General features: G+C 72.2%; 15 protein-coding genes (1 of these 15 running past the window's edge). 6 read left to right on the top strand and 9 right to left on the bottom strand.

Features of this window, described 5'->3' with window-relative positions; translation table 11 throughout:
- Positions 1-87: 87 nt before the first annotated feature.
- Together LXT23_RS11945 and LXT23_RS11940 are read right to left on the bottom strand one after the other, a co-directional pair.
- A complete protein-coding gene (locus LXT23_RS11945; protein WP_253980247.1) occupies positions 88-804 on the bottom strand; it encodes an alpha/beta fold hydrolase in 717 nt (238 codons plus the stop codon).
- Positions 805-852: 48 nt separating this feature from the next.
- Positions 853-1680 carry an alpha/beta fold hydrolase gene (locus tag LXT23_RS11940; RefSeq protein WP_253980246.1) on the bottom strand — a complete coding sequence of 276 codons (828 nt, stop codon included), beginning with the start codon at positions 1678-1680 and terminating at the stop codon, positions 853-855.
- Positions 1681-1806: 126 nt separating this feature from the next.
- Between LXT23_RS11940 and LXT23_RS11935 the strand changes: the two genes are divergently transcribed.
- The 3 genes from LXT23_RS11935 (at position 1807) to LXT23_RS11925 (ending at position 5190) form a co-directional block, all read left to right on the top strand.
- Positions 1807-2295, top strand: coding sequence for an NfeD family protein (locus tag LXT23_RS11935; RefSeq protein ID WP_253980245.1), 489 nt, complete (start codon positions 1807-1809; stop codon positions 2293-2295).
- Positions 2295-3413 carry an SPFH domain-containing protein gene (locus LXT23_RS11930; RefSeq protein ID WP_253980244.1) on the top strand — a complete coding sequence of 373 codons (1119 nt, stop codon included), beginning with the start codon at positions 2295-2297 and terminating at the stop codon, positions 3411-3413. Before LXT23_RS11935 ends, LXT23_RS11930 begins: the two co-directional genes overlap by 1 nt.
- 274 nt (positions 3414-3687) lie before the next feature.
- Positions 3688-5190 carry an ATP-binding cassette domain-containing protein gene (locus tag LXT23_RS11925; RefSeq protein ID WP_253980243.1) on the top strand — a complete coding sequence of 501 codons (1503 nt, stop codon included), beginning with the start codon at positions 3688-3690 and terminating at the stop codon, positions 5188-5190.
- A gap of 7 nt (positions 5191-5197) precedes the next feature.
- On the opposite strand, the gene LXT23_RS11920 is transcribed toward LXT23_RS11925, so the two are convergent.
- On the bottom strand, positions 5198-6631 hold the full coding sequence (locus tag LXT23_RS11920) for a hypothetical protein (protein ID WP_253980242.1): 1434 nt from the start codon (positions 6629-6631) through the stop codon (positions 5198-5200).
- Positions 6632-6765: 134 nt separating this feature from the next.
- Positions 6766-7740, bottom strand: coding sequence for an NAD-dependent epimerase/dehydratase family protein (locus LXT23_RS11915; RefSeq protein WP_253980241.1), 975 nt, complete (start codon positions 7738-7740; stop codon positions 6766-6768).
- A gap of 158 nt (positions 7741-7898) precedes the next feature.
- Between LXT23_RS11915 and LXT23_RS11910 the strand changes: the two genes are divergently transcribed.
- Positions 7899-8435 carry an FHA domain-containing protein gene (locus tag LXT23_RS11910; RefSeq protein ID WP_253980240.1) on the top strand — a complete coding sequence of 179 codons (537 nt, stop codon included), beginning with the start codon at positions 7899-7901 and terminating at the stop codon, positions 8433-8435.
- A gap of 31 nt (positions 8436-8466) precedes the next feature.
- On the opposite strand, the gene LXT23_RS11905 is transcribed toward LXT23_RS11910, so the two are convergent.
- From LXT23_RS11905 to LXT23_RS11890, 4 genes are all read right to left on the bottom strand, one after another.
- Complete coding sequence (locus LXT23_RS11905; RefSeq protein ID WP_253980239.1) at positions 8467-8997, bottom strand: hypothetical protein; 531 nt, start codon at positions 8995-8997, stop codon at positions 8467-8469.
- A gap of 59 nt (positions 8998-9056) precedes the next feature.
- On the bottom strand, positions 9057-10568 hold the full coding sequence (locus tag LXT23_RS11900) for a Y-family DNA polymerase (RefSeq protein WP_253980238.1): 1512 nt from the start codon (positions 10566-10568) through the stop codon (positions 9057-9059).
- 8 nt (positions 10569-10576) lie between these two features.
- A complete protein-coding gene (locus LXT23_RS11895; RefSeq protein WP_253980237.1) occupies positions 10577-11473 on the bottom strand; it encodes an ImuA family protein in 897 nt (298 codons plus the stop codon).
- 225 nt (positions 11474-11698) lie between these two features.
- A complete protein-coding gene (locus LXT23_RS11890) occupies positions 11699-12913 on the bottom strand; it encodes a vWA domain-containing protein (protein WP_253980236.1) in 1215 nt (404 codons plus the stop codon).
- A gap of 285 nt (positions 12914-13198) precedes the next feature.
- On the opposite strand from LXT23_RS11890, the gene lon reads away from it, so the two are divergent.
- On the top strand, positions 13199-15685 hold the full coding sequence (lon, locus tag LXT23_RS11885) for an endopeptidase La (RefSeq protein WP_253980235.1): 2487 nt from the start codon (positions 13199-13201) through the stop codon (positions 15683-15685).
- Positions 15686-15861: 176 nt separating this feature from the next.
- The gene (locus LXT23_RS11880) at positions 15862-16722 is read left to right on the top strand and encodes an N-acetylmuramoyl-L-alanine amidase family protein (protein WP_323378903.1); all 861 of its coding nucleotides are present in this window, start codon (positions 15862-15864) and stop codon (positions 16720-16722) included.
- Between the two features lie 100 nt (positions 16723-16822).
- Here LXT23_RS11880 and LXT23_RS11875 read toward each other — a convergent pair whose 3' ends face one another.
- A protein-coding gene (locus LXT23_RS11875; protein WP_253980233.1) for a non-ribosomal peptide synthase/polyketide synthase crosses the window boundary here: on the bottom strand, positions 16823-26078 show its 3' portion. 8858 nt of this gene lie beyond the right edge of the window; only the last 9256 of its 18114 coding nucleotides appear in the window; the start codon falls outside the window, past its right edge — the gene reads right to left on this strand; it ends in the stop codon at positions 16823-16825.

Below are 26078 nucleotides of genomic sequence, written 5' to 3'. Positions count from 1 at the left end.
CAGGCCGGGTGACCCACCCACATGTCGTGGGAGGCATCTGCTGCGGTCGCCAGGCCCGGAGCGTTGCTCACAGGCCCGGCCCCCCGCTCAGTCCCTGCCAGCGACGACGAGCCCCCGCCCCAGTGCCTCCGGGTCGGAGAACATCAGCTCGTGCCCGCCGGGAATCGTCACCAGCCGGAAGGCGCCGAGCCGCTGTGACATGCCGGGGTGCCAGGTGAACTCCGCCGCCGGGAACACGTTGTCGCCAAAGGCATACAGATACGAGCGCGGCACCGGCAGCTCCGCGAACCCCGTGAGGTCGAGCGACTCCGCGCTCCTCGCGAGCGGCTCGGGTGATGTGAGCGCGTACGCGGCCCGCGCCGTCTCCAGGTCCGCGTCGTTCATCAGGTGGTCCCGGAAGAACGCAAACGGAAGGGTCAGCGTCCCATCCGGCGACGCGAGCGACTGGAAGGCCCCTGCCACCGACGCGGGCACGTACGAAAACACCGACCGGCCATTCTCAATCACATACGCGTTGTAGAACACCAGTCGCTTGAGCCGCTCCGCCAACTTCAGCGCGGCGAGCTGCACCACCGCCCCACCGAAGCTGTGCCCCACCAGGACGACGTCCCGCAGCTCCCGTGCATGGATGAGCTCCGCCACGGCCCGCGCCGTCTCCGCCATGGTGACCGAGGGCTTCGCCCGCTCGCCGTTCCCCGGCAGCGTCAGCGTGTGCACCTCGTGCCCTTCACATTCGAGGAAGGTGCGGACCGCCTTCCAGCAACGCTCGTCGTGCCAGGAACCGTGAACCAGGACGAACCGCATCGAGCCTCCTCCACACCGAGATGAAGCCCGGAAGCTACTACAGCGGAGTCACACCGCCTGGAGCTGCTGCCCGGAGACCTCGTCCAGGAACGTGGAGATGGCTGCGTTCACCGCCTCCGGCTGCTCCAGGTTGCTCATGTGTCCGCCGTGCGGCAGCCGCAGCAGCCGCGAGCCCGCGATTCGCTCATGCAGCCGGTCCGCCATCTCCGGCAGCGTCACCGCGTCCTCTTCACCCACGAGGATCAGCGTCGGCGTGGGGATGCGGTGCAGCTCACCCTCCACGCTGCGCCGGTTGATGACGCCGTCCATCGCCCGCCACACCGCCCGCGGGTTGCTCATCAGCTGCTGGCGCAGGGCGAGCCGCTCCGCGCGCCGCGACGGGTCGTTCATGAAGGTGGGCCCGAAGTAGATGTGCATGATGTGGTCCACCACCGGCCGCAGCCCCAGCCAGTGCGTCACCGCCGCCAGCAGGCGGAAGCGCGGCAGGTTGCTCGGCAGCTCAGCTCCCGCCGACGTGTCCAGCAGCACCAGCGAGCTCAGCAGCTCCGGATGCCGCGCTGCCACGCGCAGCCCCACGAAGCCTCCCATCGACAGCCCCACGAAGTGACACGGTGCCAGCCGCAGCGCCTGGATGAAGGCCACCGCGTCCTCGTACACCGTGCGTAAGTCAATGGGCCTGCCGTCCTCCGGCGCCTCGCTGCGGCCCTGCCCACGGTGGTCATAGCTGATGCACCGGTAGCGGCCCTTCAGCGCCTCCACCTGCCGCGAGAACAGGTGCGAGTCCCACAGGAGCCCATGGCTGAAGACCACCGGCTCTCCAGGCCCACCAGAGTCCTCGTAGTAGAGCTGCGCGCCACGAATGGACAGGAACGGCATGTATATCCAGGATAGGCAGGTGGTCCGGAGCCGGAACCCCCGGCTCCAGGGCGATTGTTTCCAGCCCACCTCTGGCCCTGCCCCCCAGGTTTGACAGGACGGCGAGCCGGCTGCCAAACAAGGGGCATGGACCTCACTCCCACTGCCTGGCAACTCTGGATTGTGGCGGCACTGGTCTGCGGTGCCCTGGAAATCAAGCTCTCGGGCTTCGTGGTGATGTGGTTCGCCGTGGGAGCGCTGGCCGCCTCGCTCGCCGCCGCCCTGGGCCTGGGCATCAACTTCCAGCTCTTCGTCTTCACCGCCGTCTCCGCTGCCCTGTTCGGCGCCTCGCGCACCATCTTCAAAAACGTTTTCATGCGCACCGCCTCGCATTTGAAGACAGGCGTCGAGGCCATGCTCGGCCAGGAGGCCGTGGTGGTGGAGGCGCTCCATGACGCCCACGGAGGCACCGTGCGCATCAACGGAGAGCTGTGGACGGCACGCTCCCTGTCGGGCGGCGTGGTCGAGGGCGAGCGCGTCACCGTGGAGCAGGTGGAAGGTCTCAAGCTGTGGGTACGCCGCCCATCCGCGGCATTGTCGGTTCCCGAGCGGGAGCTGAAGAAGGAGAGGGGCTGATGGACTTCGTGACCGTTCTGTTCGTCATCGCGGCCGTGGTGGTGGGCTTCGCCCTCATCACCGGCATCCGCATCGTTCCCCAGGCCAAGGTCATGGTGGTGGAGCGGCTGGGCAAGTTCCACAGCGTGGCCACCAGCGGCCTCAACATCCTCATCCCGTTCCTCGACAGCCCCCGCCCCATCGAGATGCGCACGGGCAACCGCTTCATGCGCAGCAACCTGGTGGACCTGCGCGAGCAGGTCATGGGCTTCGAGACCGTCCAGGTCATCACCCATGACAACGTCAACATGGAGGTCGGCTCCGTCATCTACTACCAGATCGTCGACCCCGCGAAGGCGCTCTACCAGGTGGAGAACCTGGCCCTGGCCATCGAGCAGCTCACGATGACGAACCTGCGCAACATCATGGGCGGGCTGACGCTGGACCAGACGCTCACCAGCCGCGAGACGGTCAACACCAAGCTGCGCATGGTGCTCGACGAGGCCACCGAGAAGTGGGGCGTGAAGGTGACGCGCGTGGAGCTGCGCGAAATCGAGCCGCCCCAGGCCATCAAGGACGCCATGGCCAAGCAGATGACCGCCGAGCGCGAGCGCCGCGCCGAAGTCACCAAGGCCGAGGGCGACAAGGCCGCCGCCATCCTCCAGGCCGAGGGAGAGAAGATCTCCCGCATCCTCCGCGCCGAGGCCGAGCGCGACGCCGAGGTCGCTCGCGCCGAGGGCCACAAGCGCGCCGTCATGCTGGAGGCCGAGGGCAAGGCCGAAGCCACCCGCCTCGTCTTCGAGGCCATCCACACCGGCCGCGCCACCCCCGAGGTGCTCGCCCTGCGCTACATGGAGACCCTCCAGGAGCTGGGCAAGGGCGACAACAAGATGTTCATCCCCTACGAGGCCACCGCCGCCCTGGGCGCCGTCGCCGCGCTGAAGGATGTCTTCAACGAGGCCGGCTCGAAGCAGAAGGCCCCCGCCCCCGCCGCGCGGCCCCCGGCGCCCTCCGCCGCCGCGCTGAGCGCCCAGGCCATTGCGCGCAGCGCCGTCGTCCCCGAGCCCGCCACCCTCGCCGGCGTGCCCGCCATCCCCCCGCGCCGCCCCCGCCTGCCCTCCGACGCGCAGGAGGACTGACGTCCAGAGCGTCGCGGGCTGAAGAGCTTCCCGCTGTCAGGATGTTCGCGTGCGCGCCGTCCGACCAGGCCGGCGCGCCGGGCCGGGGTTGCAATCCCTCCCCGGCCTTGCCATAGATTGCGCTGCGGATGCCACCGGAGGGCCTGACACCCCCTCCCTACACGAGGTCTGACGCTCCCTTGAAGCTGAACCGCTGAATCCCCAGGTCCCTTGGCCTCTCCCGCGCTGAGCCGCCGTACGGTGCGCTCGCGCCCTGGATTCAGGAGTTCGCTTCATGCCTTCCGTCCGCGCGCATCGCGTGTCGTTTGCCTATTCCGACGCCGTCCCCGTCCTCTCCGAAGTCGAGTTCCACCTGCCCTCCGGCTGGACGGGCCTCGTCGGTGCCAATGGCGCCGGCAAGTCCACCCTCCTGCGCCTGCTGTCGGGAGAGCTGACGCCCACCGGGGGGCACCTCCAACTGGAGCCGCCCTCGCCCTCCGTCCGCCTCTGTCACCAGGAGGTGGAGACGCTGACGCCCGACATCACCGCCTTCGCCGAGTCGTGGGACTCGCTCGCGCGACGGCTGCACGGGCAGCTCGGGCTGGACGTCACCGCGCTGGAGCGCTGGCCCACGCTGTCCCCGGGTGAGCGCAAGCGGTGGCAGGTGGGCGCGGCCCTCGCCGCCGAGCCGCACGTGCTGCTGCTCGACGAGCCCACCAACCATCTGGACGCGGAGGCCCGCACGTGGCTCGTCTCCGCGCTGAAGCGCTTCCGGGGCATCGGCGTCGTGGTGTCGCATGACCGCACGCTGCTGGAGACGCTCACCACCGCCACGCTCCGCGTCCATGGCGGCAGCGCGCGGCTGTGGCCCGGGGCGTGGTCCACCGCGAAGGGCCACTGGGAGGCCGAGCGCGAGGCCGAGGTGGCCTCCTACCAGGAGTCCCGCGCCGAGCAGCGCCGCGTGGCGCACCTGCTCGACCAGGCCCGCCGCGAGCAGCAGGCCGCCACGGCCAACCGCCAGACGCGCAATCGCATGAAGGACAAGAACGACAACGATGCACGCTCCATGGGCGCGAAGGTCGTCGCCGGCTGGGCGGAGGGTCGCGCCGGCCAGCGCGTGGGGGTGATGCGCCGCGAGCTGGAGCGCGCCACCGAGGCCGTGGGCGAGTTCACCGCGGACAAGACGGTGGGCCGCTCCGTCTTCGTGGGCTACGTGCGCTCACCCAACCCGTGGCTCTTCACGCTGGACGTGCCGGAGCTGCGCGCGGGCGACGTGGCGCTGCTCGGCCCGGTGAACCTGTCCGTCGGCCGCGAGGCGCGCGTGCGCATCGAAGGCCCCAACGGCGCCGGGAAGAGCACCCTGGTGCGCGCGCTGCTGGAGCACGCCCGCGTGCCGCTGGAGCGCGTGCTGTACCTGCCCCAGGACGTCGGAGCCGCCGAGGCCCGCGCCACGCTGGACGCGGTACGTGAGCTGCCACCCGAGGAGCGGGGCCGCGTGCTGTCCCTGGTGGCCGCGCTCGGCGTGGACCCGGAGCGGCTGCTCGCGTCGGAGCAGCCCTCGCCGGGCGAGGCGCGCAAGCTGCTCATGGCCCGTGGCCTGGGGCAGCACGCCTGGGCACTGGTGCTGGACGAGCCCACCAACCACCTGGACCTTCCCTCCATCGAGAGACTGGAGGCGGCCCTGCGCGAGTACCCGGGCGCGCTGGTGCTCGTCACCCACGACGCCGCCTTCGCTCGCGCCTGCACCACCGAGGCGTGGCGCGTGGAGCACGGGCAGGTGACGGTGACGTCGGGGTGAGTACGGGTCAGGGGCCGCCGAACACGCCCAGCCACACCTCGTTGTTCTTGAACCTGTCTCCCACCCGGGTGTTGGCCGGCTGGTTGGTGGCGAAGGCGAACACGATGGAGCCATCGGGCCGCGGCAGCGCACGGAGGACCTCCGTGTCCCGCTGACCTTCGAGCAGGAGCAGGTCCTGCTGCTCACCCTTCGCGTCCACCGTGAGGATGAACCCCTTGCCCGCGTCATGCGTGAGCCCGGTCTCCATTTCCACGTAGCCGGTGTGGCCCGCGAAGCAGTAGCGCCCCTCGCCGCAGGGCACCAGGGCGGTGGGCGCCTCATCCCGGTCCAACGCAATGGTGCGGATGACGGGCGCGTCCCCCATCCCGTCCCAACGGCCGGAGGCGAAGAACAGGTCGGTGTCGATGCGCTTCTTGGCCTGCGTGGCCGGCGTGGCGGCCCGCGCGCCAATCGTGAAGGTGTCGCCCCTCACGATGAGGCTGGTGATGTCATCCGCCGTTTCCGTGGGCACCGTCCTCGCGGAGAGCCGCGCGCCCGTGGGCTCGAAGGTCGTCAGCAGGATGCCTCGTCCCCCGGGCCCTTCCGGCTGTGTCTCGAGGGCATCCGCATAGGCGCGCCGGGTGATGTCCAGGAAGGGGCTCGCGACGTGGATGCGGCCTGCCTCGTCGACGGCCAGCGCCCAGCCGATGAACGGCGCGCCCAGCGCCCGCAGCTGGTCCCAGCTCGCCCCCAGGATTCCGACGCTCGGCGCCACCACGCTCACCCAGCGCGTCGCCAGCGTGCTGTCGAGGTGGAGGAGGCGCAGGCCGTCCGCCCCCACCAGCACGAACAGGTCCTCGCCATGGGCCCTGGCGGCGGCGACGCCCAGGACGCGCTCCTCCTCCGGCAACGTCACCCTCGCCAGCTGGCCGTCCGCCGAGGACAGGTAGTACAGGCGCTCCGCTGGCGGAATGGAGAAGCTGAGCAGGCGCTCGGCGATGACCGAGCCATCCGGCCGGATGCGCCGCATCTGGAGGGTCCTCGGATCCTCCGGCTGGTCCCAGCCCAGAATCGTCAATTCCCCGCTGGGGTGCACGACGAAGTCCTTGATGAACTCCGGCATCGGCAGCTCACCGAGCAGCTCGCCCCCGGGCCCCACATGGGTCAGCCGCTTCTCCGCCGGGTAATAGAAACTCTCGTCGCCCCGGTCCGTGTATTCGAGGCGGCGCAGCCAGATGGAGCCATCCGCCCCCACGGCCATGCCCTCCACGCCGCTGCGGAAGCCACAGTCCACCCGGCGCACCCGCGCACGCGCATCGAACGGCGCCCGCGACTCGAAGGCCGTGTGGCCGTCCCGGGGGCAGCCGGCATTCTCCAGGTCAGAGCAGGCCCCGAGCAGGGGGAGGAAGGCAGCGAGCGCGACGAGGCGGAGCCTCGACTCCGCGGGGCAGGACCGGGCCATGACGTCACTCCAGCAGGGAGCTCCAGCAGCGTTGCGGATGAACCACCCACCCGCCGGCCCGGGTGTCCGGGACGCGCGTCCCGGTGCGGCCATTATAGGCAAAGCCCCTGGGACCGGGGACACGGGTGGACGGCTCAGGGCGTGGACTGTTGGAGGGCCCACGCCACCAGCCGCGCCAGCCCCTCCTCCACGGAGATGCGGGCCCGGAAGCCCGTCTCGCGCTCCAGCGCGCCCGGGTCCGCCCACGTGGCCTCCATCTCCCCGGGCTGGGCCGGCAGCGGGTTCAGCACCGCCCGCGTGCCCAGGTGCCGCTCCAGCACGGCCAGGAAGTCGCGCAGCGCCACCGGCTCGCCGCGCCCCACGTTGAGGAGCCGGTAAGGCGGCGTCCCCGCGGGAGGCCGGTCCAGCACGCGCAGCACCGCCTCCGCCACGTCGTCCACGTGCGTGAAGTCGCGCCGCATCCGCCCCTCGCCGTACAGGTCGATGGGACGCCCTTCGCGCAGGGCCCGCAGGAAGAGCATGGGCGCCATGTCCGGGCGGCCCCACGGGCCATACACCGTGAAGAAGCGCAGGCCGCTGGTGGGCAGCGCGTGCTGGTGGCTGTACACGTGCGCCATCAGCTCGTCCGCGCGCTTGGTGGCCGCGTAGAAGCTCAGCGGCTGGTCCGCCGCCGCGCCCTCGTGGAACGGCGGCGGCGTGCCCGCACCGTACACGGAGCTGGAGGACGCGTAGACGAGGTGCTCCACCCCCTGGGCGCAGGCGCGCTCCAGGACGTGGAGGAAGCCCGTGACATTCGCCTCCAGGTAGCCGTGCGCGGACTTCCCCGTGGCCCGCACGCCCACGCGCGCCGCCAGGTGCACCACCCGCTCCGGACGCTCGCGCTCGAAGACGCTCCGCAGCGCGGGCCCGTCCGTGACGTCCACCGCGTGGAAGCCGAGCGCCTCCGCCCCGGGCAGGCCCCGCAGCCGCGCCAGCCGCGCACGCTTCAGCGCCACGTCCCCGGACGGGTCCAGGTTGTCCACCGCGATGACGGTGTCCCCCCGCGCCAGCAGCCGCGCGCTGACGTGGTGGCCGATGAAGCCCGCCGCTCCCGTGACGAGGACCCGCATGCGGCCCTCACGCTCCCACGGACTTTCGCGCGAAGCCATGGCGGTGGCCGGGCGGCCTGGCGGGGGGCGGCCAGCCCGGGAGGGAAGGGCCACCGGGGCCGCTGGAGCGTGCTCGGCGCTTCCCGTCCCCACCGCTTGCGCTTAGGGTGGAAGGCCTCATGGTGTCCGTGAAACAGCTCCGCCCCTTCGCCGGGGCCCCGCTGGACGCGTTCCGGGCCGCGTCCGGGCCGGTGGCGCTCATCCTGCAGCCCGCGTCCCTCCTCCAGGACTCCGGCTCGCGGCCCATGGGCCCGCGCAGCACCGTCGCCATGGCGCACCGCTCGCGCATGGAGGAGCGGCTGCTGGCCATGCTCCGCGACTTCGACAACCTGGAGGTCCACTTCCTCCAGCCCACGGTGGACGGCTCGGAGTTCACCGTCGGCCGCACGGACGAGTGCGACCTCGTCGTCCCGGACCCGTCCGTCTCCCAGCACCACGCCACCCTGCGCTGGAATGCCACCACCGGTGGCTTCACCGTGCGCGACGCCGAGTCCATGAACGGCACCTTCATCAACGGCGCGCCGCTCGGCTACCGCGCCCAGGTGCAGCTCCACGACGGCGACACGCTGGCCTTCGGCGATGCCCAGTTCCTCTACCTGCTCGCAGAGACGGTCTACGAGCACCTGCGGCGGGCCAGTCCCAAGCCCGCGCCCTGAGGCACGCCGTTGAGACACGCCGGGCCGCGCTTCAGGGCACGGCCTGGATGGCCTCGATGACGGCCTTGCGCAGGTAGGACTGGAAGCCCGTCTGCGCCGCGTAGGCGCCCACCTGGGACACCGTCCGGCTCTCGTTGCGCCACGTCAGGTCGCCCGTCGGGGCGACAATGGCCGTCTCCAGCACCACCTCGGCCCGGCCCAGCGCATACACGGCCGTGGCATCCACCCACGCCAGCACCACCACCACCGCCGCCTCGGCCCCGTTGTTGTCGATGAGGGCCACCACCTCCTCCGTGGAGGGCACGGGCGCCGCGGAGATGCGCGTGCCCACCACCTCGAAGCCCCGCTCGCGCAGCGCCGCCTCCGCCTGGCTGACCAGCACCGTGCGCGGGTTCCCCTCGCCCATCAGGTCCTCGCGGTAGGTGAACGACGGCAGCGTGTCCACCCGCGAGCCCACCGCCACCACCACCTTGCGCAGGGCCCCGGGCGGCCGGACCTGGGGGGCCGAGCATGCGGCGAGCAGGAAGAACAGCAGGACGCTGGCGGGACGGAAGGCACGCATGGCTGGGGACCTGGAGGGCAGGAGGTGGGTTCCTATCTCCTGATGATAGGGCGCCCGGCTCAGTCGAACAGGCCCTGCAGATAGAAGCGGCCATCCCGTGCGTCCCGGAACACCCAGGCCGGGCCGAGCCCCTCGAAGTGCACCCGGTAGTAGTCCCGCTGGTAGGGCGTCTCGGACCACCACTCCCCGCCCAGCCGCTCCGGCCCCGTCACCGCCGTCACCCGGTGCCGCTTGCCGTCCAGCCGCGCCGCCACGAGCCGCCCGGACTCCGCCACCTCCGCGTCCAGCCACGCCGGCGACACCAGGAGCCGCGAGGGCCGCTCCCGACCCACCCCGGGGGCCACCTCGCTCCGGGCGGACGCCTCCAGCCCGTCCGCCACCAGCCCCCGTTTCCCCTCGGGCGGGTGGAACGCCCGCGCGCCGTGCGCCGCCTCCGGCCGGTGGACGGCCTCCAGCCCCGCCGCGAAGAGCGACTCCTCGCCCAGCGTCGTCACCAGCCGCGACAGCACCACCTCCAGCGCCGCGTCCCCCTCCGGCGCGTCTCCCAGCGCGAGCTGCTGGCCCCGGTCCTCCGAGTGCTCGTCCACCCGCGCGGACACCTCGGCCACCGGGTTCTCCAGCTTCAGCTCCTCCAGCCGGTGCCGCGCCAGGTCCAGCAGCAGCTTCGCGCGCGACGTGGGCCGCGCCAGCGTCAGCGGCACCCGCGCCTGCCCCGTCGGGTCCAGCTTCAGCGCGAAGGTGAGCCGCACCGCCGCCCGCCGCCGCCCGGACAGCCGCGCCCCCAGCCGGTCCGTCAGCGTCTTCAGCGCGAAGCGCAGGGGCTCGAAGGAGTCCGCGGGGAAGTCCAGCACCACCCGCTCCTCCAGCACCTCCTCCAGCACCGCCGCGACGAAGGGCGTGTCGTCCTCCCCCCGGCAGCGCGCGTGCACCCGCGCCCCGGCCGCGCCTCCCCGCGCCGCCACCGCCCCCGCGGGCAGCGCCGCCACCTCGCCCAGCGTGGTCAGCCCCAGCGCGGAGAAGGCCGCGCCCTCCCCGCCCTCCAGCGCCGCCAGGGGCAGCGGCGCCAGCGCGCGGGCGCCCTCGCCCGGCGGCACCACCTCCACCCGGCGCGCCCCGTACCGCGCCAGCGCCCGCGACGTGAAGGTCTCCGAGGCCACCACCGCGTGCGCCCGGTAGCCCAGCTGGGCGCACAGCTCCAGCGCCCGTGAGGCCAGCCCCTCCTCGCCCCCCACCAGGTGCGCCGCCCCCGCGTCCAGCCACAGCCCGTCCGGTGCGGACAGCTGGAAGCCCGGCGCCAGCGTCATCAGCGCCTCTCCCAGCGCCGTCAGCGCGCGCGCCTCGTCCTCGGGACGGTAGGGGAAGTGCCGCAGCACCGGCTCCAGCGCCGTCGCCGCCGTCAGCGTCATCCCCGGGCGCACCCCCGCCTTCAGCGCGGTGGTGGAGGAGCACGCCACCCGCCGCTGGCCGCGCACGTCCTCCACCAGCACGAAGGGCCGGCCCGCCAGCTCCGGGGACTCGAGGACCCTGCGCTGTACCGGGAAGCGCGTGAAGTGCAGATAGGCCCTGCGCATGCCCGCCCTCAGTGCGCCACGCCGGCCCGGTCCAGGCCCTCGCGCACGGACGGCATGGGCGCGTCCCGGCCGGGCCGCTGGCCGAGGATGCCGCAGCCGTTGCGCAGCGCACCGCCCTGCTCGCGCAGGAAGTCCGGCGTGGCATCCGCCCCCGCCTCCGCCACGTCCAGCAGCCGCCCGCCGTCCTCCAGCCCCAGCTCCGGGTACAGCGCGCTCCACGGCAGCACCGCCCGCGCGCCCGTGCCCCCGCGCCGGCTGCGCACCACCTCCACCGACCAGCCCTCCCCGTCCCGCGCCTCCGTGCGAAGCCGCGTCACCCCGTCCGCGGGTGCCTCCGGCGAGGTGAGCATCAGCAAGAGCCCACCCCCGCGCTCGGCCCCGTCCGCAAGCTTCCGCGCCTCGGCGAGCCCCACCCGGGGAATCCTCCCCGTCGAGCCCACCCCTCGCGTCAGGTCCAGCACCACGCAGGCGAAGGCGCCGCTGCGGGCGAGCTGCACCGCCGCCCACACGCGTTGTTCGGGTGCCTTCGGCCGGACGATGAGCAGCCGCTCCAGGTCCACCCCCAGCGCCGCGGCCGCTGGCGGGTAGAGCTCACGCGGCCCATCCACCCACGCACACAGCCGCTCCTCCCGGTGCGCCGCCGCCACCGCGCGCAGCGCCAGGCTGGTGCGCCCCGAGGCGGCCTCGCCGCACAGCTCCACGGCCTGCCCCAGCGGAAAGCCCCCCGAGGGCAGCAGCGCGTCCACCGCCTCCATCCCCGTGCGCAGCACCGCCAGGTACCGCCGGGGCGCCGCCTGCAGCTGGCGGATGCGCTCCCGCAGCTGCTCCACCACCGAGCCTGCCGAACCCGAGCTCGAGCCCGTCGCCCCCGCCACTCCCGACCGCTGTCCCACCGCCGCGCTCATCTCGCCTCCACGCCAGAGCCCACGCGCTTGAACGCTCGTCTGGACGCACGTTCAGTATGCTCGGAGGTCTGACATGCGCCGCCCAGGACGCACGGCGACGGGACGGCGGATCAGACCCTGGACCTCGGATCCTCACGCAGGGCGGTGGGGCGGTGGATCCAACCTGACAGCGCGGATCCACCGGGAGGACCTTCGAGATCTCCAGGGTCTACACGGCGCAGGGCCTCAGCCCGCGCAGATGACCTTCACTTCCACCTTCTCGTCGTCGGCGCGGCGCAGGCAGGGGCCCAGGAAGTACAGGCGGGCGGAACGCCCCTCGCCGGAGGGCTCGTAGCGCAGGTCCCCCGCGGCCACCGAGCACTTCTCCACCGCGCCGCCCGCGCGCGTCAGCTCCACCTGGGCCAGCCGCGGGTCCGGCAGGTTCACCACCTCGATGCTCTGCGCCACCGTGGCCAGCTCGGCGATGCGCAGCAGCGTGTCGCGGTAGCCCGCCTTGCAGATGGAGTCGAGGTTGTTCCTCGACTCGTCGAACTTCTCCGCCAGGGCCCGCTGCCGGAAGCCCGGGCCGTTGGACGTCGGGCAGTCGACGTTGCGCACGAACGTCTCGCCCTCGACGACGTCCTGGACCAGACCGACCTGCTTGTCCGTCAGCCCCACGGGCCCAATGGTGGCCCACAGGACCTCCCGGGAGGCCCCCGTCGAGTCATGCAGGCCCTGGAACATGGAGAAGTACTCGTCCACCGACGTGAGCTTGTCCCCCTGCTGGGTGCAGTGGTCCACCGTCGTGTCCTCGTTGATGACCACCGGCGGCGGGCGCTCGGTGGAGCTGCAGTCCTCCTCGTCCGTCACCACCACCACCAGCAGCCGCGCCCCGTCCCGGAGGAAGCCCGCGTTGCCGCCCTCGGAGATGGGCGTCGCCGTCAGCGGCTCCGTCACGGCCAGGCGCACCGCCTCGAAGGGGGTCTCCTGCCCGCTGCCCTCGGTGCCCTGCTCCACCAGCCGGCGGAACTTCTCCACCAGGAACGGGTCCGTCCCCTCGATGAAGCGCTCGTCGGTGGGCTGGCGGGACGCGTCCGGCACCGGCTGCAGGCGCCCGGACTCCCGCTCGTAGTAGCGGACCTGCTCCTGGCCCTGGAAGAGGCTGCGCCGGTACACCGACGTCGTTATGACGCCCACCCGGAAGTCCTGCACCACCCCGCTGCCCTCCTTCAGGGCCTCGACGAAGGCGGGCAGTTCCTGGGCGATGCCCTCCTGCTCCTCCTCCATGGAGGACGAGTTGTCGATGACGAAGAGGATGTCCGTCTTCTGGGGGGCGACGACCGGGGACTCGCTCTCACACTGCCCTGGCAGGGTGGAGCCCGGGTCATCGACAGGCGACTTGCACGCCACCCCGAACAAGGCGGGCAGCAACAACAGGGGGGCACAGGTACGGAGCTTCATGGCGGCCTCCGGGGGGACGGCGCACCCCGAGGCGCGCCGCAGGGCTGGGGGGGCAAGCATGCCCCACCCCACGCAAGGACGCGAGAACTCTAAGGATCGTCGGGCATCCGACGAGGGCGTGGAAAAACGCACACCGCGTTTGCCATGTCCGTTTTGGTTGTTACGTTGGTTCATCTGTCGCAGAAGACTGAAAGAAAACCGAGAGATGTTCGCAAGTCCGGCCGCCTGCTGGCCGGGCCCGAGCCAGAGCAAGCAGCGAGAGCAAGAAGGAAGAGGCTGAACTTCATGTCCGACGAGAAGAAGAAGGGCTCCTCAGCGAGCGCCATGCCGACCGCGATGGCGCCCCCGGGGCTCATCAACAAGGAAGACATTCCGCAGGTGCTGCCCATCCTGCCGCTGCGCAACAGCGTCTTCTTCCCGGGCGGGGTTCTTCCGCTGGCCGTGGGCCGCCAGAAGACCATTGCCCTCATCAAGGACGCGGTCCGCGACGACCAGGTCATCGGTGTCGTCACGCAGCGCCGCGCCGAGGAGGAGGACCCGGGCGCGTCCGACCTCTACACCATGGGCACCGTCGCCCGCATCGTGAAGCTGCTGAAGATGGGCGAGGACAACTACTCGCTCGTCGTGCAGGGCCTGGCCCGCTTCCGCGTGGTGGAGCTGGTGCAGGAGGCCCCGTACCTCAAGGCCCGCGTCGACGCAGTGGAGGACAAGACGTCCTCTGAAAACGTCGAGGTGGAGGCCCTGGGCATCAACCTCAAGAAGCTGGCGCGCGAGGTCATCGAGCTGATGCCCGAGCTGCCGGCGGCGGCCACCGAGCTGGTGGAGAGCATCACCCACCCCGGCCACCTGGCGGACCTCATCGCCGCCAACGTGGACGTGCCCATCGAGGAGAAGCAGGCCGTCCTGGAGACGGTGGACCTCAAGGCGCGGATGAAGCTCGTGCTCGAGCTGCTCAACCGCAAGCGGGAGATCCTCAAGCTCTCCAACAAGATCGACTCCGCCGTGAAGGGCGAGATGTCGAAGACCCAGCGCGAGTACTACCTGCGCCAGCAGCTCAAGGCCATCAAGGAAGAGCTGGGGGAGATGGGCGAGGAGGAGGAGGAGCTGGACGAGCTGCAGGAGCGCCTGAAGAAGGCCGGCCTGCCGCCCGACGTGGAGAAGGTGGCCCAGAAGGAGCTCAACCGCCTGAAGACGATTCCGGCGGCCTCCAGCGAGTACACCGTCTCCCGCACCTACCTGGACTGGATTGCCGACCTGCCGTGGTCCAAGATCTCCGAGGACAACCTCGACATCGAGAACGCGCGCCAGCAGCTCGACAAGGACCACTTCGGCATCAAGAAGGTGAAGAAGCGCATCCTGGAGTACCTGGCCGTCCGCAAGCTGAAGAACGACATGCGCGGCCCGATTCTCTGCCTCGTGGGTCCTCCGGGCGTCGGCAAGACGTCGCTGGGCCAGAGCGTGGCCAAGGCCACGGGCCGCAAGTTCGTGCGCCTGTCGCTGGGTGGCGTGCGTGACGAGGCGGAGATCCGCGGCCACCGGCGCACCTACGTCGGCGCGCTGCCGGGCCGGTTCATCCAGAGCATGAAGAAGGCCGGCACGAAGAACCCGGTCATGATGCTCGACGAGATCGACAAGCTCGGCGCGGATTTCCGCGGGGACCCGAGCGCGGCGCTCCTCGAGGTGCTGGACCCGGAGCAGAACAACTCGTTCAGCGACCACTACCTGGACGTGGCGTTCGACCTGTCCAAGGTGATGTTCGTCGCCACGGCGAACCAGCTCGACCCCATCCCCGGGCCGCTCCGGGACCGCATGGAGATCATCGAGCTGACGGGCTACACGTTCGAGGAGAAGCAGAGCATCGCCCGCATCCACCTGGTGCCCAAGCAGCTCAAGGAGCACGGGCTCAACGGCGACCACATCGAGATCACCGACGAGGCGCTGCTGACGCTGACCACCTCGTACACGCGAGAGGCCGGCGTGCGTAACCTCGAGCGGCGCATCGCGGACATCTGCCGCGCGGTGGCGGTGGAGGTGGCCGGCGGGAAGATGGAGAAGCAGACCATCAACTCCGACCGCGTGAAGGAGATCCTCGGGCCCGAGACGTTCTACTCGGAAGTGGCCGAGCGGACCGAGGTGCCGGGTGTGGCCACGGGCCTGGCCTGGACGGCGGCGGGTGGCGACCTGCTCTTCATCGAGGCGACCAAGATGGCGGGCAAGGGCGGCATGACGCTCACCGGCCAGCTGGGCGACGTGATGAAGGAGAGCGCCACGGCGGCGCTGAGCTACCTGCGCAGCAAGGCGGAGCAGCTCGGCATCAACCCGAACTTCCTGGAGAAGACGGACCTGCACCTGCACTTCCCGGCGGGCTCCATTCCGAAGGACGGGCCGTCGGCCGGCGTCACCATCCTCACCGCGCTCACCAGCCTGCTGACGGGCATCCGGGTGCGGCACGACACGGCGATGACGGGCGAGGCCACGCTGCGGGGCCTGGTGCTGCCGGTGGGTGGCATCAAGGAGAAGGTGCTGGCGGCGCACCGGGCGGGCATCAAGCGGGTCATCCTGCCCGAGCGGTGCCGCAAGGACCTCATCGACGTGCCGGACCAGGCGCGCAACGAGCTGGAGTTCATCTTCGTCACGCACATGGACGAGGTGCTCAAGGCCGCGCTGGAGACCGTGCCCGTCCCCACGTCGGCGCCGGGTGGCTCGGGCGGCGACCAGGGCAAGGAGGCCCCGCTGGCCCCCAAGGCGGCGGAGCCCGAGGTCCGGGCCTAGCCTTCACGGACGCTGAGCAGTGACGCGGGCAGGTCTCCTCACGGGGGCCTGCCCGTCGTCTTTGCGGGCGTCCCCGCGGGTGCTCAGTGGCAACCGGGCCCTGCTTCGCGAGACACTGGGGAACGGCGCCCCGTCCTCGGGCGTCGCACCTGCCTGCCATGCCGAGAGCCACTGGATTGCTGGGACTGGGACTCGCGTTGCTCACCGGGCTCGCGCCCCTGGGGGCCTTTGCGCAGGACGGGGGCTCGCCTCCTGTGCCCATCGCCGTCTGGCCCGCGCCGGGCGCGCCGCTCACCGTGGCGGAGGTGAAGTTCCCGGCGGGGTTCAAGAAGCGGCGCATCTACCTGGACGCGGGGCACGGCGCCGAGGGGAACACGGGCAACAAGTCCGTCACCTGCGAGGACGAGGAGGCCTTCACCCTTCGCGTGGCGGAGGACCTGGCGCGGCGGCTGGAGGCCACGGGCCGCTTCGAGGTGCGCCTCAGCCGCAAGTCGGGGGAGCGTGTCCCCTACCCTGATCGCCTCACCGCCGCCGAGGGCTGGGGCGCGCACGCGCTGCTGAGCCTGCACTCGGACTCGCGCGGCCAGGCCACGTCCTGGTCTCCCACGCCGGGAAAGCAGTGCTACCGGCAGGACGCATCACCGGGGTTCAGCGTGCTCTGGTCCGAGGAGGCCGAGGCGCCGCTCATGACCCGGCGGGCGGAGCTGGCGCGTGCGCTGGCCCGGCACATGGGGCGGGCCGGCTTCCGGCACTACGACGGCGTGGACTACGAGGGGCTCTACGCGTCCGATACCGCCCAGCCCGGCGTCTTCGTCTCGCGGACGAGCGAGCCCACGCACCGGCGCATCTTCGTGCTGCGCCGGCCGACCATCCCCTCCGTCATCATCGAGACGCACCACGCGCTCGACTTCGAGGAGGCCGCGCGGTGGCGCGAAGCGCGCACCCTGGAGGCGTTCGCCGCCGCCGTGGCTCAGGGGTTGGTGGACGGGCTCGGGCCGGCCGCACCCGCGCGCCCGGGAGCGGCGGCCCAGCGCTGAGCGGAGCCGTCGTCCGGAGACTCGGTCCACGCGAGCTGTCGCGGCATGGCGCGACAGCCCTCCTCCGCGCCGGCCTGCTCACCCGCTCGCGCGAGGCGGCTCAGCCCTCCCCGCGCCGGGCTGCTCCCGTCGAAGCGTCCGCGAGGTGCCTCGCGAGCCGGGCCGCCAGGGCGTCCACGTGCGGTGCCCGCAGCGCGCTGTAGTGGTCTCCCGGCACGTCCTCCACGGTGAGCGCGGACTTCACCCAGCGGGCCCAGCCGTGCGTCGCATCGATGGAGCCCTCGCGCTTCGAGTCCTTCGCGCGCAGCAGCAGCACCGGCCCGTCATAGGCCCCGGGACGGTAGGTCGCGGAGGCCCGCATGTTCGCCCGCATCACGTCGCGCCACGCGCGGAGGTCGGTGTCCAGGACTTCCGGAGGCAGCCAGCCCGCCTCGCGTGCATGCCGCGTCACCTGGGCGAGCTGCTCGTCGTCGGACAGGCCCGTGAGCAGCTCCGGCCGCAACGTCGGCTCGGCGCCGGCCGTGCGCGCCAGGTCCATGGCCATTCCTGCGAGCAGCAGCGCGCCGTCCGGCTCCTGTACCGGTACCGCCTCTGAGGGGGCGAAGCTGTCCAGCAGCACCAGCAGCTCCACGCGCTGGCCCTGCCGCTCCAGCTCGCGCGCCATCTCGAAGGCCACCACGCCGCCCATGGACCAGCCACCGAGGACATACGGTCCTTCCGGCCGCACCGCGCGCACCGCCTCCACGTACCGGCGGGCCAGCGCCTCCACCTGCTCCAGCGGAGGCTCGCGCCCATCCAGCCCGGAGGCCTGCAGGCCGTAGAAGGGCCGGTCGGGGCCCAGCCGCCGCGCGAGCTCGCGGTACGGTCCCACCGCGCCACCCACCGCGTGCACGAAGAACACCGGCGTGCCGGTGCCCTCGCGTCGCAGCGTCACGCAGTGACGCTCCGGTCCCTCGGCCCTCGCGCCTTCCAGCCAGGCCGCGAGCCGCTCCACCGTGGGCGCCTCGAAGAGGGCGCGCAGGGGGACGTCCACGCCCAGTATCGAGCGCACCCGGGCCACCACCTGCGTGGCCAGCAGGGAGTGACCGCCCAGCGAGAAGAAGTCGTCATGGCGGCCCACCCGCTCCTGTTCCATGCGCAGCACCTGCGCCCAGATGGCGGCCAGGGACTCCTCCAGCGGCGAGCACGGCGGCTCGTACACGGAGCCCATGACGGGCGTGCGCTCCGGTGCGGGCAGGGCCCGCCGGTCCACCTTTCCACTCGGCGTCAGCGGCAGCGCGCCCAGCACCCCGAACGCCGAGGGCACCATGTACGAAGGCAGGCGCCGCGACAGGAAGGTGCGCAGCTCCGACACCTCCAGCGTGGCGCCCTCCCGCTCCGCGCCTGCGTCCGGGGAGCCCGTGGACGCGGGCACCACGTAGGCCACCAGCCGCATCCCACCGGGGCCGTCGTCGCGTGCCACGACCACGGCCTCCCCCACGCCCGGGTGCGCGTGCAGCGCGGCTTCGATTTCGCCCAGCTCGATGCGGAAGCCGCGCAGCTTCACCTGGAAGTCGAGCCGGCCCAGGTATTCCACCGTGCCTTCGGGCAGCCAGCGAGCCAGGTCCCCCGTGCGGTACAGGCGCGCGCCCTCCGTGCCGCTGAAGGGGTCGGGCACGAAGCGCTCCGCCGTCAGCTCCGGCCGGCGCCAGTAGCCGCGGCCCACCTGGACGCCGCCGATGAGCAGCTCACCCGGCACTCCCACCGGCGCGAGCTGCCCGTGGCGGTCCACGATGTAGATGCGCGTGTTGGCCACCGGCCCGCCAATGGGCACGGCGGACCGCGCGTCGTCCCGGGGGCACGCGTGGTACGTGACGTCCACCGCCGCCTCCGTGGGGCCATAGAGGTTGTGCACCTGCGCGGAGGGGAGCCGGGCCTGCGCACGGCGGACCACCGGCATGGGCAGCGCCTCACCGCTGCACACCACCCGGCGCAGGTGCGTCAGCCGCTCCAGCCCGGGCTCCTCCACGAAGGCCTGCAGCATGGACGGCACGAAGTGCGCGGTGGTGACGCGCTCCTGCTCCATCAGCCGCACGAGATACGCGGGGTCCTGGTGCCCCCCGGGCCTGGCCAGCACCAGCCGCGCGCCCGTCATCAGCGGCCAGAAGAACTCCCAGACGGACACGTCGAAGCTGAACGGCGTCTTCTGCACCACGGTGTCCGCCGCCGTCAGCCCGTACTCTCCCTGCATCCACAGCAGCCGGTTGACGATGCCGGCGTGCGCGTTCATCGCCCCCTTGGGCCGCCCGGTGCTCCCGGACGTGAAGATGATGTACGCCAGCGAGTCGGGCCCTCCGAGCGGCACGGGACGGGACGCGTCCTCCCGCGTCCACGCGGCCCCGTCACCCTCCAGGCACAGCACCCTGGCTGAGTGAGGAGGCAGCACCTCGAGCAACTGCTGCTGGGTGAGGAGCACCGCGGCGTCGGAGTCCTCCAGCATCCAGGCCAGTCGCTCCTTCGGGTACGCCGGATCCAACGGGACGTACGCCCCACCGGCCTTCAGCACGCCCAGCAGCGCCACCACCAGATCCAGCGAGCGCTCCAGGCACACGCCCACCCGCGTCTCCGGCCCCACGCCCAGCGAGCGCAGGTGGTGCGCGAGCTGGTTGGCGCGCGCGTCGAGCTGCGTGTAGCTGAGCGCGTCCTCCTCGAAGCGCACCGCCTCCGCGTCCGGCGTGCGCTCCACTTGCGCCTCGATGAGCGCGTGCAGGGACACGTCGCGAGGATACAGCTGGGCCCGGCCCTGGAAGTCCGCCAGCAGCTGACGCTGCTCCTCGGAGGTCAGCAGGCGCAGCTGGGACAGGCGCAGCTCCGGGTTGGCCGTGACGGCCTCCAGGAGGCCTCGCAGGTGCGCGACCCACCGGCGCACGGTCTCCTCGCGGAACAGGTCCGTGCGATACCCCACCCGGCCGCGAATGCCCTCGGGCCCCTCGCCGAAGGCCACGGTGAGGTCGAACTTGACGGTCTCGCTCTCCAGGTCCACGGGGTGCAGGGACAGCGCGCCGTGCCCCCCTGTCGCGGGAGGCCCCGCGTCGGGCGTGTTCTGGAGGACGAGCATGACCTGGAACAGCGGCGAGCGGCCCAGGTCTCGCTGGGGCCGCAGCTCCTCCACCAGCTTCTCGAACGGGACGTCCTGGTGGGCCTGCGCGCCCAGCGTCGTCTCGCGGACCTGGCCGAGCAGCGCGCGGAAGGACGGGTCTCCGTCCAGGCGCGTGCGCAGGGCGAGCGTGTTGATGAACAGGCCAATCAAGCCCTCCAGCTCCGCGAAGCGCCGGCCGGCGATGGGCGTGCCGACGACGATGTCGTCCTGCCCGGAGTGGCGGGCCAGCACGACCTGGAAGGCGCCCAGCAGGGCCATGAAGAGGGTGACGCCCTCCGCGCGGCACAGGGCCTGGAGGTCGCGGGAGAGCTCCGCAGGCAGCTGGAACCCGAAGCTCGCGCCCCGCGACGACAGCACCGGCGGGCGCGGGAAGTCCGTGGGCAGCTCCAGCGCCGCGGGAGCCCCGGCCAGATGCGTCTTCCAATAGGTGAGCTGAGACTCCAACACCTCGTCACGCAGCCACTCCCGCTGCCAGACGCAGTAGTCCGCGTACTGGAGCGTCAGCTCCGGAAGCGCCGGCGGCCTTCCCGCGACGAAGCCCAGGTAGAGGGCCTCCAGCTCCCGGACCAGCACGCCCGAGGACCAGCCGTCGGTGACGATGTGGTGCAGCGTCATGAGCAGCAGGTGCTGCTCCTCGACGAGCCTCAAGAGCGTGACGCGCAGCAGGGGGCCCCGCGCCAGCTCGAAGGGGCGCGACGCTTCCTCCCGCGCCAGCCGCAGGGCCTCCGTCTCGCGGTCCGCGCGCGCGCGGAGGTCCGTCACCGTGAGGAGGAACGGGCCCGGCGGTGCGATGACCTGGACGGGGACGCCGCCCTCGTCGGGGAAGCAGGTGCGCAGGCTCTCGTGGCGGCGCACCAGCTCCGTGAAGGCGCGCTCCAGGGCCCCTACGTCCAGACGGCCCTCCACGCGCAGGACGGTGGGCACGTTGTACGTGGCGGCGCCGGGCTGGAGCCGGTCGAGGAACCACAGGCGCTGCTGGGCGAAGGACAGCGGCAGGGGACCGCCTCGGGGCACGGGACGCAGCGCGGGCAACGCGAGGCTCCGCACGGCCTGCTCCACGCGCGGGGCGAGCGCCTCCAGCGTCGGTGCCTCGAAGAGGACGCGCAGGGGGACCTCCACGCCCAGGGTGGCGCGCAGCCGTGACACCACCTGCGTGGCCAGCAGCGAGTGGCCGCCCAGCTCGAAGAAGTCCTCGTGCAGGCCCACGCGCTCCACGTGCAGCAGCTCCGCCCACAGCGAGGCGAGCTGCACCTCCAGGGCGGTGCGCGGCGCCACGTAGCCGGGCGCTCCGTCGGTCCGGGCTCCTTCCGGCGCGGGCAGGGCCTTGCGGTCCACCTTGCCGTTGGGCGTCAGCGGCAGCGCCTCCAGCACGGCGATGGCCGCGGGCACCATGTGCTCGGGCAGGCGCTGCTTGAGGGCCTGGCGCAGCGAGGCCACGTCCAGCGTGTCCCCCTCCTCCGCCACCACGTACGCCACCAGGCGCCTGTCGCCCGGCGCACCCTCCCGCACCGTGGCCACGGCCTCGCGCACGGACGGGTGCTGCAGCAGCGCGGACTCCACCTCTCCCAGCTCGATGCGGAAGCCGCGCAGCTTCACCTGCGTGTCGATGCGGCCCAGGTACTCCAGCGTCCCGTCCGCCAGCCAGCGCACCCGGTCGCCCGTGCGATACATGCGCGCGCCCGGCGCGGCCGAGAAGGGATTGGGGACGAAGCGCTCCGCGGTGAGGCCCGGCTGGCCCAGGTAGCCACGCGCCAGGCCCACACCGTCCACGCACAGCTCACCGGGCACGCCCACGGGCAGCGGCCGCAGCGCCGCGTCCAGCACGTACACCCGCACGTTGGCCCACGGCCTGCCGATGGTGGGCAGCTGACCGGGCACCAGCGGCTCGGACAGCGTGGCGCACACCGTGACTTCCGTGGGGCCGTAGGCGTTGAGCAGCCGCACCCGGCCGCCCCAGCGCTCCACCAGCTCGGGCGTGCAGGCCTCACCGGCGGAGATGAGGGTCTCCAGCGCCGGAAACGCCTCGGGCTCCAGCTGTGCCAGCACGGAGGGCGTGAGGGTGACGGCGGTGATGGCCTCCTCGCTCAGCAGCGTGCGCAGCGGAGCACCGGGCATCAGCCGCTCGCGCGGCGCGAGCACCAGCGTGGCCCCCGCCAGCAGCGCGCCGAAGACCTCCGCCACCGAGGCATCGAAGCCGAAGGCGGCGTACTGGAGGACGCGACTGCCGGCACGGAAGCCGTGGGCGCGCACGACATTCAGCGCCGTGTTGCACAGGCCGCGGTGCTGCAGCAGCGTGCCCTTGGGACGCCCCGTGCTTCCGGAGGTGTAGATGACGTACGCGAGGCTGTCCGCGCCTGCCCCGCTGTCGAGCGCCGTGACGGGCCGCGCATCGATGAGGGCCGCGTCCACGTCCAGCAGCACGAGCTGCTCGGCGCCCGCGGGCAGCTCGTCGGCGATGGCCTCGGTGGTGACGAGCACCGGCGCGGCGCAGTCGCGCAGCATGTACGTGAGGCGCTCCACCGGGTAGCTCGCGTCCAGGGGAACCCAGGCGCCACCCGCCTTGAGGATGCCCAGGATGCCCACCACCGTCTCCAGCGAGCGCTCCACGCAGAGCGCCACCGGCACCTCGGGACGGACGCCCAGCGCGCGCAGGTGGTGCGCGAGCTGGTTGGCGCGCGCGTCGAGCTGCGCGTACGTGAGGGACTGGCCCTCGAAGCGCAGCGCCACCGCCTCCGGCGTGCGTGCGGCCTGGGCCTCGAAGAGGTGGTGCGCGCACGTCGCGCGGGGGAAGTCCTGCTCGGTGGCGTTCCACTCCACCAGCACCTGGCGCTGCTCCGGCGCGGAGAGCAGGGACAGGGAGGACAGGCGCGCTTCGGGTCCATCCGCCGCGGCCTCCAGCACCGTCCCCAGGTGCCGCACCAGCCGGTCGATGGTCGCCTCCTCGAAGAGGTCCGTGCGGTACTCGCAGCCGACCTCCAGACCCCGGGCCGTCTCGGCCATGGCCACGGTGAGGTCCAGGCGCGACGTGCCCGAGTCCACGGGCTCGCCGCGCAGGGTGAGGCCGGGCACCTCCAACGTGGAGGCCGGCTGGTTCTGCAGCACCAGCTTCACCTGGAACAGCGGCGCATGTCCCTGGCCCCGGTCCGGGTTGATGGCCCGGACCAGCTCTTCGAAGGGCAGGTCCTGGTGGGCATACGCGCCGAGCGTGGCCTGCCGCACGCGGCCCAGCAGCTCCCGGAACGACGGGTCGCCGCCCAGCCGCGCGCGCATGGCCAGCTGGTTGATGAAGAAGCCGATGAGCCCCTCCGTCTCCGCGTGGTTGCGGTTGGCGATGTCGGTGCCGACGACGAAGTCCTCCTGGCCGGAGTAGCGCGAGAGGACGACCTCGAAGCCCGCCAGCAGGGCCATGAAGAGCGTGGTGCCCTCGCGCCTGCACAGGGCATTGAGCGAGTGGGCCAGCGCGCGCGGAAGCACGCGCGTGAGCCTGGCGCCGCGCAGCCCTGGCACCGCGGGGCGCGGGAAGTCGGTGGGCAGCTCCAGCGCGGGAGCCGCCCCGGCCAGGTGCTCGCGCCACCAGGAGAGCTGGGCCTGCAGCGCTTCGTCCCGCAGCCAGCCACGCTGCCAGACCGCGTAGTCCGCGTACTGGACCGCGAGCTCGGGCAGCGGAGAGGTACGGCCTTCGCGGAACACCGCGTAGAGGGCCGCGGACTCGCGCACCAGCACGCCCGTGGACCAGCCGTCCGAGACGATGTGGTGCAGCATCAGCAGCAGCAGGCTGCGCGACTCGGACAGCCGCAGCAGCGAGGCGCGCAGCAGCGGCCCGCGCGTCAAGTCGAACGGGCGCCGGGCTTCCTCCTGGGCCAGGCGTCGGGCCTCGGCCTCGCGCGTGTCCTCGGACAGCGCGGACAGGTCCACCACCGGCAGGGGCACCGGCGCGGGTGGGTGGATGAGCTGGATGGGGCCTTCCTGCTGCTCGAAGGTGGTCCGCAGCACCTCGTGGCGGCGCACCAGCTCCGTCAGGGCGCGCTCCAGGGCCGCCACGTCCAGCGTGCCGTCCAGCCAGAGCACGACGGGCATGTTGTAGAAGGGGCTCCCCGGCTGCAGCCGGTCCAGGAACCACAGGCGCTGCTGGGCGAAGGACAGCGGCAGGGAACCGGTGCGCGGCATGGGGCGCAGCGGAGGCGCCAGGGACACGCCCCGGGACGAACCGGACAGGGTGTCCAGTCGGACGGCGAGCCCGGCCACCGTGGGCGACTCGAACAGCTCGCGAAGCGGCAGCTCCACGCCCACGGCGCCGCGCACGCGCGAGACGACCTGGGTGGCCAGCAGGGAGTGTCCTCCCAGGGCGAAGAAGTCGTCGTGGCGTCCCACCCGCTCCACGCGCAGCACCTCGGACCAAATGGTCGCGAGCTGCTCCTCCGTGGGAGTGGTCGGCGCTTCGTAGGTGGCGGATGGCAGTGCTGCGTCAGGCGTGGGCAGCGCCCCGCGGTCCACCTTGCCGTTGGGCGTGAGGGGGAAGGCGTCCAGGGCGATGAAGGCTCCGGGCACCATGTACTCGGGCAGCCGCTGCTTGAGCGCCGCGCGCAGGGCGGCGGTGTCCGGCGCGGCGCCGTGGTGGGCGAAGTACGCCACCAGGCGCGGGTTGCCCGGCACGTCCTCTCGCACCAGCACCAGCGCCTGGCGCACCGCCGGGTGCTGACTCAGCGCCGCTTCGATTTCGCCCAGCTCGATTCGGTAGCCGCGCAGCTTCACCTGGAAGTCGGTGCGGCCCAGGTACTCCAGCGTCCCGTCCCCCAACCAGCGGACCTTGTCCCCCGTGCGGTACATCCGCGCTCCAGGCACCGGGCTGTACGGGTCCGGCAGGAAGCGCTCCGCCGTGAGGGCCGGACGGCGCAGGTACCCTCGCGCCAGTCCCGCTCCGGAGATGAACAGCTCTCCGGGCACTCCCACCGGCACCGGCCTCAGGTGCGCGTCCAGCACGTACGTCCGCACGTTGGCCAGCGGCCCGCCAATGGTGGGCCGGGTCTCCCGCTTCACCGCGAAGGCGGTGGAGTCCACCGTGCACTCGGTGGGGCCGTACACGTTGAAGGTGTGCGTGCGGGGCGCCGCCGCGAGCTGCTTCCACAGCGACGCGTCAAGGGCTTCGCCGCCGGGCACCAGCAGCTTCGGCACCGGCGCATCCCGCAGCAGGCCCGCGTCCACCAACAGCCGCAGCAGGGAGGGCGTGCAGTCGAGTACGTCCACCCGCTCCTGCTTCAGCCACTCCCTCATTGCGTCAGGGTCCTGCCGCGCCGCCTCGGGGACGATGCAGAGGCAATGGCCGTCGAGCAACTGGACGAGCTGCTTGACGGAGGCATCGAAGGCCAGCGGTGCATTGACGCTGACGCGCAGCCCGGGGGGCTGGCCCGCGTACACCGTGCGTGCCAGCGCGTGGCGCAGGTTGAGCACCGAGCGGTGCCGCACCATGACGCCCTTGGGGGTGCCCGTGCTTCCCGACGTGTAGATGACGTACGCCAGGTTGTGGGCGGAGGCCGCCGGTACCGGGCTGTGCGACGGCAAAGAGGCAGGCAGCGCCTCCGCCGAGTCGAGGCACAGCACATGCGTGCCCTCCGGCACAGTCCATGTGCCCACCCGTCGCTGCTGGGTGACGAGCACGGGGGCCGCGCAGTCCTGGAGCGTGAAGTCCAGCCGCTGCGTGGGCCATGCCGGGTCCAGGGGCACGTAGGCACCACCGGCCTTCATGACGCCCAGCAGGGCCACCACCATGTCCACCGAGCGCTCGAAGCACAGCGCCACGGGCACGTCCGGCCCGACGCCCAGTCCGCGCAGCCGGTGCGCGAGCCGGTTGGCCTGGGCGTTGAGCTGGGCGAACGAAAGCACGGCGTTCTCGAACGACACGGCGGGCGCGTCCGGGGTGCGCGCGGCCTGGAGCTCGAAGACGTGGTGGATGCAGGAGCCGAGTGGCGCTTCGGAGGCGGTGTCATTCCAGGCGTGGAGGACCTGTTGACGCTCGGAGGCGGTCAGCAGCGGCAGCTCGGACAGGCGGCGCCCGGGCTCGGTAGCGAGGGCCTCCAGCACCCCCTGGAAGTGCCGCACCAGGCGCGCGCCCGTGGCCTCGGTGAAGAGGTCGGCGGCCAATTGGAGATGGCCGAAGAAGCCCTCGGGTGACTCGGACAGGTTGAGGCTGAGCTCGAACTTGGACAGCTCCCCGGCACCG

It is taken from the genome of Pyxidicoccus xibeiensis (assembly GCF_024198175.1).
GTDB lineage: Bacteria > Myxococcota > Myxococcia > Myxococcales > Myxococcaceae > Myxococcus > Myxococcus xibeiensis.
Note: the sequence above shows the minus strand (reverse complement) of the source record. Positions and strands in the feature narration are given on the sequence as shown.

Bases quoted from the DNA above. Each gene is read 5' to 3' on its own strand.
- LXT23_RS11910 (WP_253980240.1), top strand. From the start codon at position 7,899: ATGGTGTCCGTGAAACAGCTCCGCCCCTTCGCCGGGGCCCCGCTGGAC.
- LXT23_RS11890 (WP_253980236.1), bottom strand. From the start codon at position 12,913: ATGAAGCTCCGTACCTGTGCCCCCCTGTTGTTGCTGCCCGCCTTGTTC.
- lon (WP_253980235.1), top strand. From the start codon at position 13,199: ATGTCCGACGAGAAGAAGAAGGGCTCCTCAGCGAGCGCCATGCCGACC.
- LXT23_RS11895 (WP_253980237.1), bottom strand. From the start codon at position 11,473: ATGAGCGCGGCGGTGGGACAGCGGTCGGGAGTGGCGGGGGCGACGGGC.
- LXT23_RS11905 (WP_253980239.1), bottom strand. From the start codon at position 8,997: ATGCGTGCCTTCCGTCCCGCCAGCGTCCTGCTGTTCTTCCTGCTCGCC.
- LXT23_RS11935 (WP_253980245.1), top strand. From the start codon at position 1,807: ATGGACCTCACTCCCACTGCCTGGCAACTCTGGATTGTGGCGGCACTG.
- LXT23_RS11900 (WP_253980238.1), bottom strand. From the start codon at position 10,568: ATGCGCAGGGCCTATCTGCACTTCACGCGCTTCCCGGTACAGCGCAGG.
- LXT23_RS11915 (WP_253980241.1), bottom strand. From the start codon at position 7,740: ATGCGGGTCCTCGTCACGGGAGCGGCGGGCTTCATCGGCCACCACGTC.
- LXT23_RS11945 (WP_253980247.1), bottom strand. From the start codon at position 804: ATGCGGTTCGTCCTGGTTCACGGTTCCTGGCACGACGAGCGTTGCTGG.
- LXT23_RS11920 (WP_253980242.1), bottom strand. From the start codon at position 6,631: ATGGCCCGGTCCTGCCCCGCGGAGTCGAGGCTCCGCCTCGTCGCGCTC.
- LXT23_RS11930 (WP_253980244.1), top strand. From the start codon at position 2,295: ATGGACTTCGTGACCGTTCTGTTCGTCATCGCGGCCGTGGTGGTGGGC.
- LXT23_RS11940 (WP_253980246.1), bottom strand. From the start codon at position 1,680: ATGCCGTTCCTGTCCATTCGTGGCGCGCAGCTCTACTACGAGGACTCT.
- LXT23_RS11925 (WP_253980243.1), top strand. From the start codon at position 3,688: ATGCCTTCCGTCCGCGCGCATCGCGTGTCGTTTGCCTATTCCGACGCC.